Here is a 15822-nt window from a genome sequence, read left to right on the forward strand (position 1 = left end):
GATCAACGGTTACAGAGGTGGAGTTATGCTTTCCCCCACTTACCTAATCTCGCGACTGCTGCAGATGATACCGACCCTGCTTCTCGTCATGGTCTTCATTTTTCTGCTGGTGCGTATGTTGCCCGGTGATCCGGCGGTCGCAATGGCGGAAGCCAAGGCAACGGATGCGCAGCTTGAGCAGATCAGACATACGATGGGGCTGGACCAGCCTTTGCCCGTACAATTTGGCTATTTCGTCAAGAACACGCTGACAGGTAATCTGGGCACGTCCATCCTGCTCAAGCAGCCGGTGGCTTCGGTTATTCTGCAGCGACTTCCGACCACCATCGCGCTCGGCCTTTATGCTGTTCTGCTGGCGACATTGCTGGCAGCACCGCTGGCACTTGTCGCGGCATCGAAACCTAATGGATGGGCGGACATAAGTATTCGCTCCGTCTTTCAAGTCGGATTGTCCGCACCGGTCTTCTACATCGGCCTGATCCTCCTGACCGTGCTGGCGGCCAAGCTGCGACTTTTCCCGGTCGGTGGCTATGGCGACACATTTCTTCAGCGGATGCATCATCTGTTTCTGCCCGCAATGAGTGTTGGGCTCTACATCTCAGCCATCATCCTGCGCAATCTGCGCGCATCGCTGATTGACGTGCTTGACGCCGAATATGTGCAATTCGCCCGTGCCAAGGGATTGCCGAAACGCACTATCTGGACAAGGCATGTCATGAAAAATGCCCTCGTTTCGACGGTTACTCTTCTCGGCCTATCCATCGGCAACCTGATGAGCGGTACGCTTGTCACCGAAACGGTTTTTGCTGTTCCAGGTTTGGGCCGTCTCATGCTCGAGGCGATATACGCTCGCGACTATCCACTCATCCAGGCACTGACACTCACTTTCGCGGTTTGCGTTTCCGTTGTCTTCCTGCTGACTGATCTCGCTCAGTCCTGGCTTGATCCGAGGCTTCGTCAAGCATGATCACACTCGTTGAAACAACGTCCCTAATGCACAATGCACGCCTTGGTGCCTTTGTCCGCCGCGCTTTCACCAAGCCGACATTCATCGTCGGCTTTCTGATCGTGCTCGCGTCTGTGTCAATGGCCGCAGCTCCACAGTGGTTTGCACCCTATGATCCGCTGACCTTCGACATGACCGCGATTCAGCAGCCACCCAGCCTTGTTCATCCCTTCGGTACCGACAACTTCGGGCGCGATATGCTTTCCCGCGTGATATGGGCCTATCGCGTCGACATGCAGATCGCCTTTTTCGCAACGGTCTTCGCTCTCATCATAGGCATGAGTCTCGGCGCATTGGTTGGGTATTACGGCGGCATCGCCGATATCGTCTTCGGACGTACGGTCGATGCGATCATCACCTTCCCCTTTCTGGTGCTGGTAATCGCCATCGTGGCGGTGCTCGGACCCGGTCTCGTCAACATGTATATCGCGGTGACAGCTGTGAACTGGGTTTACTATGCTCGGCTAACCCGGGCTGAAGTTCGCACGCAGAAAGCCAATGACTATGCCGCTGCTGGGATCGTGCTTGGTTTTTCTGACCGGCGCATCATTTTCCGGCATCTTTTGCCCAATATTAGTTCACCGCTCATCGTCTACTGGATGACAGACATGGCGCTCGCCATCCTGCTTGGTTCTTCTCTCGGTTATCTCGGCCTTGGCGCGCAACCACCTGCTGCCGAATGGGGCGTACTCATCGCGGAAGGGCGCAACTTTATCCTTACTGCGTGGTGGATGAGCCTCACCCCCGGTCTGGCGATCGTGCTGACCGGCCTCGGTTTCAGTCTCCTTGGTGATGCGTTGGCCGATCTCATGCGCCCGAAAGGACGTTGACATGTCTTCTCTTCTCGAAATCCGCAACCTGCGCACGGAATTCGGTGCGCTAGACCGTCCGCTCTTGGCGGTAGATGATCTCTCGCTGACGCTCGACAAAGGAGAAATTCTGGGTCTTGTAGGCGAATCCGGCTCCGGAAAAAGTATGACACTGCGTTCCCTGATCGGCATCATCCGTCCTAAGGGCCGGGTTTTCGGCCAAGTTATATGGAAAGGCCGCGATCTCGTCGCCATGAGCGAAGCGGAGCTACGGGGTGTACGCGGACGCGAGATCGCTATGATCTTTCAGGAACCGATGGCTTCACTCAACCCACTTGTTTCGATCCGGGTGCAGATCGGCGAAAATCTTGCCGCGCACGCCACGCTTGATCGTAACGCCCGCAAGAAGCGGGCCGTCGAACTCCTAGACATTGTCGGTATTCCATCTGCGGCAGAACGGCTTGACGACTTCCCGCACGAATTCTCCGGCGGGATGCGTCAGCGCGTGATGATCGCTATCGCGCTTGCCTCCGATCCGGAACTGCTTCTGGCAGACGAACCGACGACAGCACTTGATGTCACCATCCAGGACCAGATTCTGCGCCTGATCCAGACGCTTGCACGTGAGATGGGCATGAGTGTTGTACTTGTCACCCACGATATGAGCGTGGTGGCGCAAACCTGTGACCGGGTTGCAGTGATGTATGGGGGACGGCTGTGTGAAACGGGACCAACCCGCAGCGTAATCCGGGATCCGCACCACCCTTATACCCAGGGTTTGTTACGCTCGATCCCGCGCAATATTGCTCCTCGCACCCCGCTCTATTCCATCCCTGGTACACCGCCCGCCCTGAGCGATCTACCTGTCGGCTGTGCTTTCACAGCAAGATGTTTCTTGGGAGAAGCAGCCTGCGCTGCAAAACGTCCCGCACTCGAACTAATCGATGTTACGCATGCCGCCTGTTGTCACAAACTGGCAGCCGCTGTCGCAAAAATCCCGCTGGAGGCATAATGATGCATTCTGTTCCCACGCCATCGGTTGATACCACGCCACTTCTCAGCGTGCGGGGTCTCACGATGCGCTTTACCAAGGGGCGCACGCTCGCGGACATGCTGTCACGGCGTGCGGCGCAAACCGTGTCGGCGCTCAACGGCGTGTCGCTTGATGTGATGCCAGGCGAAACACTCGGTATTGTCGGCGAGTCCGGGTGTGGCAAGTCCACACTTGCCCGTTGCATTGTGGGGCTGCACCGTCCGACCAGTGGCGAAATCCTGTTCGAAGGACAACCCACCCGCAGCAAATCGGCTGCTGCCCGACGCGCCTTCAATCGCCGCGTCCAGATGATGTTTCAAGATCCGTATACCTCGCTCAACCCCCGCATGACCGTGCGTAATGTTTTAGAAGAAACACTGACAGTACATCAGATGCGTAGGGGCAAGGCCGTGGACCAGCGCATTGCCGAGCTTCTTGATCTCGTACGGCTACCACAAAATGCAGCGGAAAAGTTTCCTCACGAATTTTCCGGTGGGCAACGTCAGCGTATTGCGATTGCGCGTGCACTGTCGCTGGAACCGTCCTGCTTGGTCGCCGACGAGCTTGTCTCGGCGCTCGACGTTTCCGTGCAGGCACAAGTCGTCAATCTGTTGCTTGAGTTGCAGATGAAGTTGGGACTGGCTGTCATTTTTGTAGCCCATGACCTACCGCTCGTGCGCCACCTTTCGCACCGCGTCGCCGTAATTTATCTGGGCGCCATCGTCGAAATTGGACCATCGGAAGAACTGTTTAGGCGCCCCGTACATCCCTACTCTAAGGCACTTCTTGCGGCTGCTCCTTCGCTTGATCCCGATGAGCGGCGTGCGGCACCCGTGCTTACAGGTGAACTACCGAGCCCACTCAACATCCCGTCCGGCTGCCCCTTTCATGTTCGATGTCCGTTCGCCAAGGAAACTTGCCGTCAGTCGAGACCGGCCTTGCGCGCTTTTGGTGAGGGCGCGGTGGCCTGCCATTTCGCTACAGAACTTGCCTCGGTAGCTGTCTGAAGCTCCGTTCAAGTTATGTCCGCTCTCTCTCCAGAAGTTTGAACTATCCACCCATTTACGCATTTCGGCACGCAACGCCGTCACTGGTCCGGCCTGAAAGTCTCTTGTTATTTGCTCGAACGCACATCTTGCGACGAAGGCCGTTTCCTACCTTGCGAAATGCGTTCCAGAAGGAAACTTGCCGTGAATATTGTCGCTTCCCAACGTCCGTCGCCTTTGGAGATCCTGCAACAAGCGCTCGTCGTTAACGCGCTTGATGGCTATGTCATACCGCGTTTCGACGAGCATCAGGGTGAATATTGCACACCCCATGACAATCGCCTTGCTCATGTTACCGGCTTTACCGGCTCGGCGGGAGTCGCTCTGGTCCTGCGCGACAGGGCGATGATTTTCGTCGACGGGCGCTATCAGGTACAGGTCCGCAGCGAGGTGGATATGACGGCTTTTACTGTTGAACATTTTCACGACGCCCCGCTAAAGCAATGGCTGCGCAATCATGTGGAGCCGCGGCAGAGGATCGGCTTCAATCCGATGTTGATTCCATTGCTATGGGATCAGGAATGCGGCGCGGCCGTTACCGACGCAGGTGGCGAATGGGTAGCCGTGAACGGGGACCTCGTAGATGAGATCTGGATCGATCAGCCGGATAAGCCACTGGGCAAGATCAATGCCTTTTCCAATCGCTATGCTGGACAATCTGTGGCCGATAAAAAAGCACAGCTGGCCGCAATACTGCGCGAAATCGATGCCGACTATCTGCTTGAGGCCCAGCCGGACAATATTGCTTGGCTGCTCAACGTGCGGGGTAGCGACGTGGCTTTCAACCCGCTGCCGCAATCCTTTCTGCTGTTCGGCAAGGATGGCCAAACCGAATGGCTTGTCGACAGCCGCAAGCTGCCCAATGACCTTTCCGATTTCGAACTGGACGGCGTTTCCATCAGCGATCCTTCGCGGGTTCTGGAACTCATCACCGCGCGCTGCACCGGGAAAACGGCGCTCATCGACCCAAGCTTCGCTCCATCGGCCTTTGCCCGTTCGGCGATGGCCGCGGGTGGCTGCGTGCAGCACCGCCGCAGCCCGATAACCGATCTGAAGATGCTGAAGAACGATACTGAACTGACCGGTTTCCGCGATGCTCATCGTCACGATGGTGCAGCCTGGGTCCGATTTTTGGCTTGGCTCGACACCGAAGGCCGCGCGCGTGCAAGCGACAACCCGGTGAGCGAATTGGAAGCGGAAAACATGATACTCGCTTTTCGCGAACTTCATCCCGATTTCGTGGAAGCGAGTTTCCAGACCATATCCGCTGCGGGGCCGAATGCCGCCATGTGCCACTATGCAGCCACTGCTGCCAGCAATTCTCTGATAAGGCCCGGCAATGTATATCTGCTCGATTCCGGTGGTCAATATTTCACTGGCACCACGGATGCCACCCGCACGACAGCGCTAAGCGCCGTTCCAGATGAGATGCGTATTGCCTTTACCGCCGTACTCAAGGGGCTGATCTCGATGTTGTCGGTTAGGTTTCCGAAAGGTACTCAGGGTCATCAGCTTGACGCCTTCGCCCGCCGCCCGCTCTGGGAGCTGGGGCTCGACTACGATCATGGTACCGGCCACGGCGTCGGCCACTTCCTGTCTGTGCATGAGCAGCCGCAGCGCTTCGATAAGAAAGTAAACGCTGTCGACCTGCGCCCCGGCATCGTGACCACGATCGAGCCGGGTTATTACAAGGCGAATGCTTATGGCATCCGTCTCGAAAATCAGGTTGAAATCGTCGCAGACCAAAATGGCTTCATGCGGTTTGAAAGCCTGACACTCATTCCGCTGGATGTGCGGCTGGCCAACATCGAAAGCCTGAACCGTGAGGAAATTCAGTGGATCAATGCCTATCACCGGCAAGTCTATGATGCGCTTAAGGACCTACTGGACGGCACCACATTAGACTGGCTCGCCATGCGCTGCCAAGCAATTTGAGGGAAGTCCGAAGGCGGCACCGGATGTTTGCGCAGACTGTGCGCCGCATCATCGGCTGAAAACAAGTGCTTTAATATTCTTGGATAAGAGGCGGCGCTTTGGTTTTCATGCCGCCTTTTTCGCCGGCCCTTTTCGGTGAAGGCCCTCTTGACCAAGACGTTGCTTCGACAGCTGCCTCCATATTTCTATTGACACTTCCAATTATTTACTAAACTTTAGAAAATAAATAGGGGAGGTCGCATGAGCATACACCTCGGCATGGTGTTAAAAATCCTGCGTGACGAGGGACCGCAATCGCGGGCCGAGCTGGCGCGGCGTTGCAGATTGTCTGCCACGACCCTCACACATCTCACCGCGCAACTGCTCAGGGACGGTTGTATTACCGAAACAGAAGTTCCAGTTCTGCCTTCAGGATCGCCAGCGCCGGGAAGGCCGCCGGTCAGTGTGCGTCTGGTTCCGTCGGCATATTATGTGGCTGGCGTGCATGTCGGAGCCGAGGTTGTGCAGGTCGCGATTTGCGATCTGACGGCACAGATTGTCGCCAGTGCTGCCTTCGACCACGCTGCAAACGATAATCCGCTGCAACTGACGCATCAGGTAGCCGATGTTCTGCGCGATCTCGTGCGGAGCAAAGGCATTGCTCTGGGTAGCCTGGTCGGTGTCGGCATGGGCGTGCCGGGACCCGTCGATCAGGCACGCCGACGCAACTTGCTGTCGATCAATACCGGCTGGCGCGATGTCGCTTTCGCCGATGCAATGGAAGCGGAACTGAATATTCCAACCGTGGTTGAACAGAATGTTACGGCCATGGCGCTTGCCGAGGCCCATTACGGCATAGGGCAGGGCTGCCCGGCTGTCCTCTATGTTTATTTGCGCACGGGTCTGGGAGCGGGTCTGGTGGTCGACGGCGTGCCGTTTCGCCCCGGCGGTCATGGTGCGGTGGAGCTGGGACATATCCAGATCGATCCGCAGGGTGCGCTTTGCGCATGCGGTAATCGCGGTTGTCTGGAAACTTTTGTGTCGGAACGCGTGTTGCGCGAGCGTGGAGCTGGCAGCGGAGAGCCGCTTCTTGCAGCGGTCGCCCGTGACCCGGCACTGCATGATGAGGTTGCCAGCCACTTTACAACTGCGCTTGCCAATGCGGTCAATCTGTTAACGCCGGATTTGATCGTGCTCGGGGGGCATTTTGCGGAAGCGCCTGAATCTTTCTACGAGTGCTTGCGGAGCGATCTGCCACCACGGGTGCTACCGCATATGCGTGATGTCTTGCGGATAGAGCGCGGCGGCTTCGGAGATAATGCCGGTGCGGTGGGCGCTGCCGCTGTCGCGCTGGATCACCTGTTTTATTCGGGAGTATCCCGATGAACGCGCGTATGACGGGCCTCAGCCTCAATCTTCTTTCCTTTGCCGTTGGGATAGGAGGCTGGTATCTCCTCACGGCTACAGGTGCGGTGGTGCTGCCTGGCCCGGTCGATGTGCTAAACCGGGCATTGGCGCTGTTGCTGAATGGTCAGCTCGTGGGGGATATCTTCGCCAGTTTGCGTCGGGTTCTCTCCGGTTTCGTGCTCGGCGTGGCGCTCGCAATACCCGTTGGCTTTCTGATGGGATGGTATCGTATTGCGCGCAGTCTGATCGAGCCGTGGGTTCAGTTCTTCCGAATGATTCCGCCACTGGCAGTAATTCCGCTGGCCATCGTGACGCTGGGCATTGATGAATCGCCAAAGATTTTCGTCATCTTTCTTGCATCGTTTCTGTCTTCTGTTGTGGCTACCTATCAGGGTGTAATCAGTGTGGACCGCACGCTTATCAACGCTGCTCGGGTGCTGGGTGCGAAGGATGCGACAATCTTCGCCCGTGTGATCGTCCCAGCGTCTGTTCCTTTCATTCTGGTGGGCGTGCGTATCGGACTTGGGGCTGCCTGGGCAACCGTGGTTGCTGCTGAACTGATCGCGGCCCAGTCCGGACTTGGATATCGCATGCAGCAGGCGCAGCTCTACTACGATCTGCCGACCATTTTCGTGAGCCTCGTCACAATTGGTATCCTCGGGCTGTTCATGGACCGGCTGCTTCAGGCGGCTGACCGTCGCCTGACACAATGGCAGGAGCGGGCATGACACCTAAAATATCCTTCAACGACGTGGTGATGCACTATGGCGGCTTTCTCGCTCTGGATCGGCTGAACCTCGATATTGCCGATGGTGAATTCGTAACGGTGGTAGGTCCGTCCGGTTGCGGAAAATCCACTGCAATGAATATTGCGGCCGGGCTTCTGCGACCGTCGAGCGGTGATATTCTTGTTGGTGACAAGCCGGTTGCTGGTCCCGGACCGGAGCGTGGCGTCATTTTTCAGCAATATGCGCTGTTCCCCTGGCTCACCGTGCGTCAGAACGTTGAATTCGGCCTCAGCATTGCAGGCATGTCGCGCACGAAACGGCGCGAGATCTCCGATCATTACCTTTCTCTGGTCGGCCTTACGGACTTTGCGGATGCACTGCCGAAAGCCTTGTCAGGTGGCATGAAGCAGCGCTGCGCCATTGCTCGCGCTTATGCAGCAGCACCTGAAATCCTGCTGATGGACGAACCGTTCGGCGCGCTTGATGCGCTGACGCGTGTGCATATGCAGGACCAGTTGCTGGATGCCTGGAGCCGCGAGCAGCGCACAGTGATGTTCATCACCCATGACGTGGATGAGGCGGTTTATCTCGCAAATCGCGTTATCGTCATGGCGGCCCGCCCTGGCCGGCTGGATCAGATCATTCCGGTCGACCTGCCATATCCGCGCACCGAGGCCATTCGTCTCTCCCCGGAATTTGCAGCCATCCGCAACCGCGTCTGGCATGCCGTCTACCATCAGAAGCCACAAACAGGCCAGCAATCGTCACACGGTCAATAATGAGGAGATGACCAGATGAAAAGACGTGCTTTTCTTGCAATTAGCTTAGCATTAACCCTTTTGCCCACCGCCGCCCTTGCCGACAATATTCGGGTGCGTGTCGGTTATATTGCGGATTACTGGGGCACCAGCATCACGGCGATTGCCAGCGAGCAGGGGCTTTGGGAGAAGCACGGTCTTGAAGTTGACACGCGGGTATTTACCAACGGCCCCATTCAGGTGCAGGCACTTGGTGCCGGTAGCCTTGATTTCGGTTATATCGGCCCCGGCGCGCTGTGGTTGCCTGCGAGTGGCAAGGCCAAGATTGTGGCCATCAATTCGGTGGGGTTTTCAGACCGGGTGATCGCGCAGGAGAGCTTCAAGTCAATGGCCGACCTGAAGGACAAGAAGATTGGTGTCCCAGAAGGCACCTCTGGCGATATGCTACTCCGGCTCGCTCTAGGCAAGGCAGGGATGAAGCTGGATGATGTTCAGGTCGTCAAGATGGACCCATCTACGGTCGTATCGGCCTTTGCTTCCAAACAAATCGACGCTGCAGGCATTTGGTATCCGTTGATCGGCACGATCAAGGAACATGTTCCCGGTATGGTGGAGCTGGCGGCCAATAGCGACTTCTTTCCGGAGAAAACTTTTCCAAGCGCGTTCATCGCACGCAACGAGATTGTGGCCGAGAATCCAGAGGCGGTGAAGCGTATGATCGCGGTCATCAAGGAAGCCGAGGATTTCCGCACTGCAAATCCGGAGCAGTCCGTCGACATTACGGCAAAGTTTCTCCAGATCGAAAAGACCAATCTGGAGACGGAAGCCAAAAACGGAAAGTCGCTGACGAGTGAGGAACTGGTGAAGCTCACCGGCGACGGATCGGTTAATGGCTGGCTGTCCGGCATGGCCGAGATGTTCGTTACCTTCGGCAAACTGGAAAGCCCACTGGATCCGAAAGACTATTATCTAGCTGATTATTTCGCTGCGAAATGACGAGTCGCCGCCTGCGCGAAACGAACCACGCGCAGACGGCGGATCCCGGAGCGGCTTTGAATTGTACAGATAGTTCAGAGCCGCTCAAACCCATGCCCGTTGGGCTGTCCCCGCCCTCTCTTCTGCCTACAGGAAATTCACAATGAACGTGCTCTATATCGACATTGACAGCCTGCGCCGCGATCATCTGGGCTGCTACGGTTATCATCGCAATACGTCACCGGTTATCGACGCTATCGCGCGAGAAGGCGTACGGTTTGAAAATATCTATGTTTCGGATGTTCCCTGTCATCCGTCGCGCACTGCGCTCTGGTCGGGCAGACACGGTTTTCGCACAGGGGTGGTCGGCCATGGAGGCACGGCCTGCGAGCCTTTTCGGGAAGGTGCGAGTCGCGCATGGGCGGGCACCTTCTATGAAGAAGGCTGGATGAAAGCTCTGCGTGATCTAGATTATCATACCACCACCATATCCAGCTTTGGTGAGCGCCATGGCTGCTGGCATTGGTATGCCGGTTTCAATGAAGTCATGAATTGCGGCAAGGGTGGCATGGAAAATGCCGACGAAATCGTGCGGATGGCTATAGACTGGATTGCACGCAACAAGTCACGAAAATGGTTCCTGCATGTTAATCTGTGGGACCCGCATACCCCTTATCGCGTGCCCGAGGAATGGGGTGATCCCTTTGCCGGTGAGCCGCTACCCGAATGGATGACAGAGGAAGTTCTGGCAAGAAGCATTGCTGGATACGGTCCGCACAGCCCACAGGAACCGACCGGGTTTTCTGCAGACAATCCACATGCGCATCACACCAGAATGCCAGCTCCTATAGACTCAATGGAGAAAGCTTCGGCCTGGTTCAACGGTTATGATGCCGGTGTCCGCTACGCAGACGAGCATATCGGCCATTTGATCGCAGCATTGAAGCAACATGGTCTTTATGACGACACGATCATTGTGATCAGTGCCGATCACGGTGAAAATCTGGGTGAACTGAATGTTTGGGGAGATCATCAGACGGCGGATGAATTCACCTGCAACGTACCACTCATCATTCGCTGGCCGGGTCAGGCTCCGGGCGTAAATCACGGACTGCACTATCATTTCGATTGGCCTGCAACATTGATTGACGGGCTGGGCGGAAAAGTGCCGTCGGTTTGGGATGGAAAGTCGTTCGCACCTTCAATGTGTCAAGGCGAGAATGGTGGACGCGATTACCTCGTGCTCAGCCAAGGCGCATGGGCCGTACAGCGCGGTGTGCGGTTCCGGCATCTAGACGAAGATTGGTTGATGCTGCGGACATGGCATGACGGGCTGAAGGATTTCGGGCCTGTCACGCTGTTCAATCTCACATCCGATCCGCATGAGCAGAAGGATCTATCCCAAAGCTGCCCGGATATCGTCGCATATGCCAGCCGTCTGCTCGATGAATGGCATGGTACAATGGCCGAACGTAGCGACCAGGATATCGATCCGCTCATGACTGTTCTGCGCGAGGGTGGTCCGTATCATACGCTGGGCGAGCTTCCTGCCTATCTCGAACGGCTCCGCACCACGGGACGGGGTAAGCATGCCGATGCTCTTTCCGCCCGTCATCCGCAGCGTGAAAAGGAAAAGGCCACTTTGCGATAGTAAAAAGGATGAGCAACCTCGACTGCAGTCTGGCTGTGGAAACAAGAGCGATCTGATCGACGATCAGGTCGCAGAAATTCCATTATGACCAGCAAAAAGATCGAGTTTCCACTGAACTGTAGCTGGGACAGGCTTCCTCTTCTGAAGAGATCATTCAAAAACTGATACTGTTCCAGTTGGGCGCGATACCCAACACAGCGCCTCGAATATAACCGTGATTTCCAATCTCCAGGACCTATGGCCTGGGGAAGCACTGCGGAATTATACCGCCGCATAGCATAGCATTGCCTGTATATCGAAGGTCAGATAGGAGAAGCGGTGAGTTCGGGGTGGGTTTATCGTTTCCCGATTCCGAGTCGTAATCCACGAATATGCTGAGGGGCTTCAATGCCTATTTATGAGCTGGCAGCGCTGGGGGCTGCTATCTGCTGGGCGTTCACGGGCCTTATCTCGGCCGGGCCTGCTGGCCATTTGGGTGCGCTGACCTTCAATCAGGTGCGACAGATATTCGTCAGCTGCCTGCTTGTCATCTATGTGATGGCGACAGGAACGTGGCAGCAGATCCATTCTGGCAATGCTTTTCCGCTCATCCTGTCGGGCTTTATCGGCATCTTCCTGGGCGACACGATCCTCTTCGTGACCTTGAACCGGCTTGGGCCACGCCGATCCGGAATTCTGTTTGCGATGAATGCCCCCATTGCTGCCCTTCTGGGTTGGGTCGTGCTCGGTGAAACACTTTCTACTTCGGTTGTGATCGGCATCGCTTTCACCATTATGGGCGTATGCCTGGCAATATTTTTCAGCAACCGCCGGACCCAGCTTCATCCCTGGGAAACGGTAAAAGGCTCTCTGATCGTTGGCTTGATGTTCGGTTTGCTTGCCGCGCTCGGGCAAGCGGTTGGATCGATCATCGTGCGGCCGGTTATGGCTACCGGCATCGATCCGTTTCTAGCCTCACTGCTGCGCGTGGGCACGGCAGCCTGTTGCCTCAGCTTCGTCTCGATGTTTCCCGTCGCAGCCTTTCGTCCACGCAATCCGCTGACATGGCAGGCAACCGCCATGACGGCCTTTTCCGGTTTTCTGTCGCTCGCCATGGGAATGACGCTGCTGCTCTTTGCCTTGTCTGGTGGAGAAACAGGCGTAGTCTCAACGATCTCGGCAACTACGCCAGTCATCATCCTTCCGCTGCTGTGGGTGCGAACCGGGCAACGCCCCGCAGTCGGAGCTTGGTTAGGAGCCATGTTTGTGGTCACCGGTCTCGCGTTCATCATGTATCGATAGTTCAGTCATCCGCCTGAATTTTCCGTCGCGTTGCTTTGCCAAAATGCGTTGCGGCGTAAAAAATGTGCCCACAGGCGGATTAAAAATGGATGACCGGTGTTGATGCTGAAGACGGTAAACACGGGAGGTCGTCATGTTCCGCCCCTTAGCTATCATAATGGTCCTCGCTGCCATGCCCGACTCATCGCATGCCGACACGTTCGGTGTTGCCAGCGGGCATTATACTATTCAGCAATCATCACACATCGCCTTTACCGTGAGCCAGGTCGGCGGTGGCGGACTGGGGGGCTCATTTGGTGAGTTCACTGGCAATCTGGAGCTCGATGCACAAAACCTCTCCAGATCCTCTGTATCGTTTCGGCTCCGGCCTGCAAGCGTCGATGCCAAGCAATCCCGTATCACGGACTTTCTGAAGTCTTCGGCAGTCTTCGATGTGCAGGATTATCCGGTTCTGACTTTTGAATCGACCCGGATCACGCAGACAGGCCCGCGCACGGCCCGTATCGATGGAATGTTGACGGCACGGGGTAAAACCCATGGTGAAACATTCTTCGCGGCCCTTGTCAGCAACGACGCGAGAACCGTTACATTTCACGTGACAGGCGACGTGCTTCGTTCCCCATACGGCATGGATGTCGGCACACCGATCTATTCCAACGTGGTTAAATTCGAGATGAATTTGCGCGGAGCAAAATAATGTCTCCGGCTACGGATTAATTTCGCGGGCGTGGTGTTGTCGTGATTGGAAGCAACGACAACACCACAAAGGAGGATTATCATGTGCAGACCCACAACACTTTTCGTAGCTGTCACGCTTATGACTGGCTTACCATTCGTTGCGCATGCTGAAGATTACGCATCGGGAACCATAAAAACGATGAAAACGGCGAAAGGGGAGGAGGTCCTCACGAACGCCAAAGGGATGACGCTTTATGTTTTCGACAAGGATACCAAAGGGACATCCAACTGTTACGACGACTGTGCGAAGAAATGGCCGCCGCTGAAAGCCGACGGAAAGGCGACTGCTAGTGAAGAATTCAGTCTTATTGCTCGCAAGGACGGCACGAAGCAATGGGCCTATGAAGACAAGCCTCTCTATCTCTGGCAAGGCGATAAAAAGCCGGGTGACGTTTCCGGCGATGGTGTTGGCGGCGTCTGGCATGTCGCGAAGGATTGAGGAGGCCGGGTAAAAGGAAATGTCGCGCTTCCTGGACGAAATGGAGGAATGTGTTCCAGCGCTCCGACGTTACGCCCGGGCGCTGACGCATGACGCTGACCAGGCAGACGATCTCGTTCAGGATTGTCTGGAGCGCGCCATTCGCAAGCGCAGTCTTTGGCAACCTTCCGGGCCGTTGCGTGCATGGCTGTTTCGAATGCTCGTCAATCTTTGGCGAAACGAATTGCGCCACAGGCGACGCGCCCCGGATAATGCGCCGTTATCGAGCGTCACGACAGAACCGCAGGTTGCCAGCGCATCTCCCTCCCGGCTTGTTTTTGCCGAAACTGCGCGTGCGATACAGCTGCTGCCTGTTGAACAGCGGGAAGCGCTTCTGCTTATCGCCATCGAGGGGATGAGTTACACGGAAGCTGCCAACGTGCTGGATATTCCGCTCGGCACACTGATGTCGCGGTTGGGGCGTGCACGGGCCACATTGCGCAGGCTTACAGAGGAGACGGGTGCGCAATTGAGGGTGGTGAAATGAAGAGCAACCTGATCAGCGACACCGAATTGCAGGCCTATGTCGATGGCTTTTTAAGCGAAGAACGCCGCCAGGCAGTGGAGAAGGAGCTATTATCCAATCCATCTGTGCGGTCCGAACTTGATATCTGGCAAAGGCAGAACGAGACGTTGCGGGCATTATATGCTCCAGTCTTGGAGGAGCCGCTGCCCACGCGACTTCTCCCCGACAAAGTCAGCAAACGGGTTCTTGAGGCGCGACGAAGATGGCGGCGCATGGCCGCAGCGGCGGTGTTTCTGGTGGCACTGGGCGGGCTCGGCGGTTGGTTCGGTCGCGATTTTCCGGGCAGCGCGCCGACACCTTCATGGCCACTCGCAAGTGAGGCTATGGCAGCTCACAACCTTTACGCCAGCGAAATCGTGCATCCTGTGGAAGTGAAAGCCGAGCAGGAGCAACATCTTTCTGCATGGCTCTCCAAGCGGCTGGATCGCCCCCTTAATATTCCCGACTTGCGGACGGAAGGACTTTCCCTCGTTGGCGGGCGTCTATTGCCTGCCCAAGGCGGACCTGCGGCGCAACTGATGTATGAGGATCGGGAGGGCAAGCGCGTCACTTTGTTCATCGTGCCCTCGGACAATATGAAGGAGACGTCCTTGCGTTATCTGTCTCAGGATAATCTGGAAGCGCTTGTATGGACCGACAATGCCATCAGTTGTGCGCTTGTCGGCGACCTGCCGCGTGCGCGGCTCCAGGAAATTGCATTGAGTGCTTATAAACAGTTCGAGTGAAACAGACTTGAGGTCTTTCGGAAAGATCGTGATGTGGCGCAATACTGAAACCACATACGGATTTGTGGCGCAGCTCCTGCATTGGCTGATCGCCTGTCTGTTTATTGTCCAGATCGGTCTCGGTTTTCTGACACAGGCAACGGGTTCCGATCCGGCACTCCAGTTCACACTCTATCAGTGGCACAAGTCACTCGGCTTCGCGATTTTCGGTTTGGCACTCATCCGGGTGTTCTGGTTTGTAACGAGCATTCACCCGACGCCCTACAATAACACGAACTGGCTGGAGGTAATGCTTGCGGGAGGCGCTCATCGAATGCTTCTGGCGATGACTATCCTTGTTCCAATCACAGGATGGGCGGTCGTTTCCTCGTCGCCTCTCGACATACCGAGCTACGTCTTCGACCTGTTCGTCATGCCGAATTTGCCATTGACCGTTTCAGACGCCGACGAAGCGTTCTGGTCGTGGCTGCACGCCACACTTGTTTATGGCACCATCGCTATTATCATGTTGCATGTTATCGCAGCACTTTATCATCATCTCATCCGGCGCGATGGAACCCTGCGAAGAATGGTGAGTTTTCCATCGCGTTCATCTAAAATTGGCGCAACATCCCAATCGCATCGGAACAAGCCTTCATAAAAAAATTGAGAATGATGAACTGTCAGTCCACCAAGAGGCGAGGGCGGTTTCTTGTCACGGTTCATCGGTTTTCTGTGTCCAGATGCCATCCGCTGGGTGGCCAGCTT

The 15822-nt window shown here is 56.1% G+C and carries 16 protein-coding genes; all 16 read left to right on the top strand.

Features of this window, described 5'->3' with window-relative positions:
* Positions 1-25 precede the first annotated feature (25 nt).
* Positions 26-967 (top strand): ABC transporter permease, encoded by a 942-nt coding sequence (locus HWX93_RS00545; RefSeq protein ID WP_176036100.1) that lies wholly within the window; start codon positions 26-28, stop codon positions 965-967.
* 26 nt (positions 968-993) lie between these two features.
* Complete coding sequence (locus HWX93_RS00550) at positions 994-1836, top strand: ABC transporter permease (protein WP_176036348.1); 843 nt, start codon at positions 994-996, stop codon at positions 1834-1836.
* A 1-nt stretch (position 1837) separates the two neighbouring features.
* A complete protein-coding gene (locus HWX93_RS00555) occupies positions 1838-2827 on the top strand; it encodes an ABC transporter ATP-binding protein (RefSeq protein WP_176036101.1) in 990 nt (329 codons plus the stop codon).
* Positions 2827-3855, top strand: coding sequence for an ABC transporter ATP-binding protein (locus HWX93_RS00560; RefSeq protein WP_235969035.1), 1029 nt, complete (start codon positions 2827-2829; stop codon positions 3853-3855). Before HWX93_RS00555 ends, HWX93_RS00560 begins: the two co-directional genes overlap by 1 nt.
* 183 nt (positions 3856-4038) lie before the next feature.
* Positions 4039-5829 (top strand): aminopeptidase P family protein, encoded by a 1791-nt coding sequence (locus HWX93_RS00565; RefSeq protein ID WP_235969036.1) that lies wholly within the window; start codon positions 4039-4041, stop codon positions 5827-5829.
* A gap of 240 nt (positions 5830-6069) precedes the next feature.
* Positions 6070-7194 carry an ROK family transcriptional regulator gene (locus HWX93_RS00570; RefSeq protein WP_176036103.1) on the top strand — a complete coding sequence of 375 codons (1125 nt, stop codon included), beginning with the start codon at positions 6070-6072 and terminating at the stop codon, positions 7192-7194.
* Entirely contained in the window at positions 7191-7943 is a 753-nt protein-coding gene (locus HWX93_RS00575) for an ABC transporter permease (protein ID WP_176036104.1), read from the top strand. The genes HWX93_RS00570 and HWX93_RS00575 overlap by 4 nt, the downstream gene beginning before the upstream one ends.
* Positions 7940-8722: an ABC transporter ATP-binding protein gene (locus HWX93_RS00580; RefSeq protein ID WP_176036105.1), complete on the top strand. Its 783-nt coding sequence runs from the start codon at positions 7940-7942 to the stop codon at positions 8720-8722. Before HWX93_RS00575 ends, HWX93_RS00580 begins: the two co-directional genes overlap by 4 nt.
* A gap of 15 nt (positions 8723-8737) precedes the next feature.
* Positions 8738-9697: an aliphatic sulfonate ABC transporter substrate-binding protein gene (locus tag HWX93_RS00585; protein WP_176036106.1), complete on the top strand. Its 960-nt coding sequence runs from the start codon at positions 8738-8740 to the stop codon at positions 9695-9697.
* A 142-nt stretch (positions 9698-9839) separates the two neighbouring features.
* Positions 9840-11327, top strand: a complete 1488-nt coding sequence (locus tag HWX93_RS00590) for a sulfatase (RefSeq protein WP_176036107.1) — start codon at positions 9840-9842, stop codon at positions 11325-11327.
* Positions 11328-11714: 387 nt separating this feature from the next.
* Positions 11715-12608, top strand: coding sequence for a DMT family transporter (locus HWX93_RS00595; RefSeq protein WP_176036108.1), 894 nt, complete (start codon positions 11715-11717; stop codon positions 12606-12608).
* A 133-nt stretch (positions 12609-12741) separates the two neighbouring features.
* Positions 12742-13305: a YceI family protein gene (locus tag HWX93_RS00600; protein WP_235969037.1), complete on the top strand. Its 564-nt coding sequence runs from the start codon at positions 12742-12744 to the stop codon at positions 13303-13305.
* 81 nt (positions 13306-13386) lie between these two features.
* A complete protein-coding gene (locus HWX93_RS00605) occupies positions 13387-13785 on the top strand; it encodes a hypothetical protein (RefSeq protein WP_235969038.1) in 399 nt (132 codons plus the stop codon).
* Between the two features lie 19 nt (positions 13786-13804).
* Positions 13805-14311: a sigma-70 family RNA polymerase sigma factor gene (locus HWX93_RS00610; protein WP_176036109.1), complete on the top strand. Its 507-nt coding sequence runs from the start codon at positions 13805-13807 to the stop codon at positions 14309-14311.
* Positions 14308-15075 carry an anti-sigma factor family protein gene (locus HWX93_RS00615; protein WP_176036110.1) on the top strand — a complete coding sequence of 256 codons (768 nt, stop codon included), beginning with the start codon at positions 14308-14310 and terminating at the stop codon, positions 15073-15075. Before HWX93_RS00610 ends, HWX93_RS00615 begins: the two co-directional genes overlap by 4 nt.
* 31 nt (positions 15076-15106) lie before the next feature.
* Positions 15107-15715: a cytochrome b gene (locus HWX93_RS00620; RefSeq protein ID WP_176036111.1), complete on the top strand. Its 609-nt coding sequence runs from the start codon at positions 15107-15109 to the stop codon at positions 15713-15715.
* Positions 15716-15822 lie beyond the last annotated feature (107 nt).

Source organism: Brucella tritici (assembly GCF_902825325.1).
GTDB lineage: Bacteria > Pseudomonadota > Alphaproteobacteria > Rhizobiales > Rhizobiaceae > Brucella.

Bases quoted from the DNA above. Each gene is read 5' to 3' on its own strand.
- HWX93_RS00575 (WP_176036104.1), top strand. From the start codon at position 7,191: ATGAACGCGCGTATGACGGGCCTCAGCCTCAATCTTCTTTCCTTTGCC.
- HWX93_RS00580 (WP_176036105.1), top strand. From the start codon at position 7,940: ATGACACCTAAAATATCCTTCAACGACGTGGTGATGCACTATGGCGGC.
- HWX93_RS00550 (WP_176036348.1), top strand. From the start codon at position 994: ATGCACAATGCACGCCTTGGTGCCTTTGTCCGCCGCGCTTTCACCAAG.
- HWX93_RS00605 (WP_235969038.1), top strand. From the start codon at position 13,387: ATGTGCAGACCCACAACACTTTTCGTAGCTGTCACGCTTATGACTGGC.
- HWX93_RS00620 (WP_176036111.1), top strand. From the start codon at position 15,107: ATGTGGCGCAATACTGAAACCACATACGGATTTGTGGCGCAGCTCCTG.
- HWX93_RS00585 (WP_176036106.1), top strand. From the start codon at position 8,738: ATGAAAAGACGTGCTTTTCTTGCAATTAGCTTAGCATTAACCCTTTTG.
- HWX93_RS00570 (WP_176036103.1), top strand. From the start codon at position 6,070: ATGAGCATACACCTCGGCATGGTGTTAAAAATCCTGCGTGACGAGGGA.
- HWX93_RS00600 (WP_235969037.1), top strand. From the start codon at position 12,742: ATGTTCCGCCCCTTAGCTATCATAATGGTCCTCGCTGCCATGCCCGAC.
- HWX93_RS00560 (WP_235969035.1), top strand. From the start codon at position 2,827: ATGATGCATTCTGTTCCCACGCCATCGGTTGATACCACGCCACTTCTC.
- HWX93_RS00590 (WP_176036107.1), top strand. From the start codon at position 9,840: ATGAACGTGCTCTATATCGACATTGACAGCCTGCGCCGCGATCATCTG.
- HWX93_RS00615 (WP_176036110.1), top strand. From the start codon at position 14,308: ATGAAGAGCAACCTGATCAGCGACACCGAATTGCAGGCCTATGTCGAT.
- HWX93_RS00595 (WP_176036108.1), top strand. From the start codon at position 11,715: ATGCCTATTTATGAGCTGGCAGCGCTGGGGGCTGCTATCTGCTGGGCG.
- HWX93_RS00610 (WP_176036109.1), top strand. From the start codon at position 13,805: ATGTCGCGCTTCCTGGACGAAATGGAGGAATGTGTTCCAGCGCTCCGA.
- HWX93_RS00555 (WP_176036101.1), top strand. From the start codon at position 1,838: ATGTCTTCTCTTCTCGAAATCCGCAACCTGCGCACGGAATTCGGTGCG.
- HWX93_RS00545 (WP_176036100.1), top strand. From the start codon at position 26: ATGCTTTCCCCCACTTACCTAATCTCGCGACTGCTGCAGATGATACCG.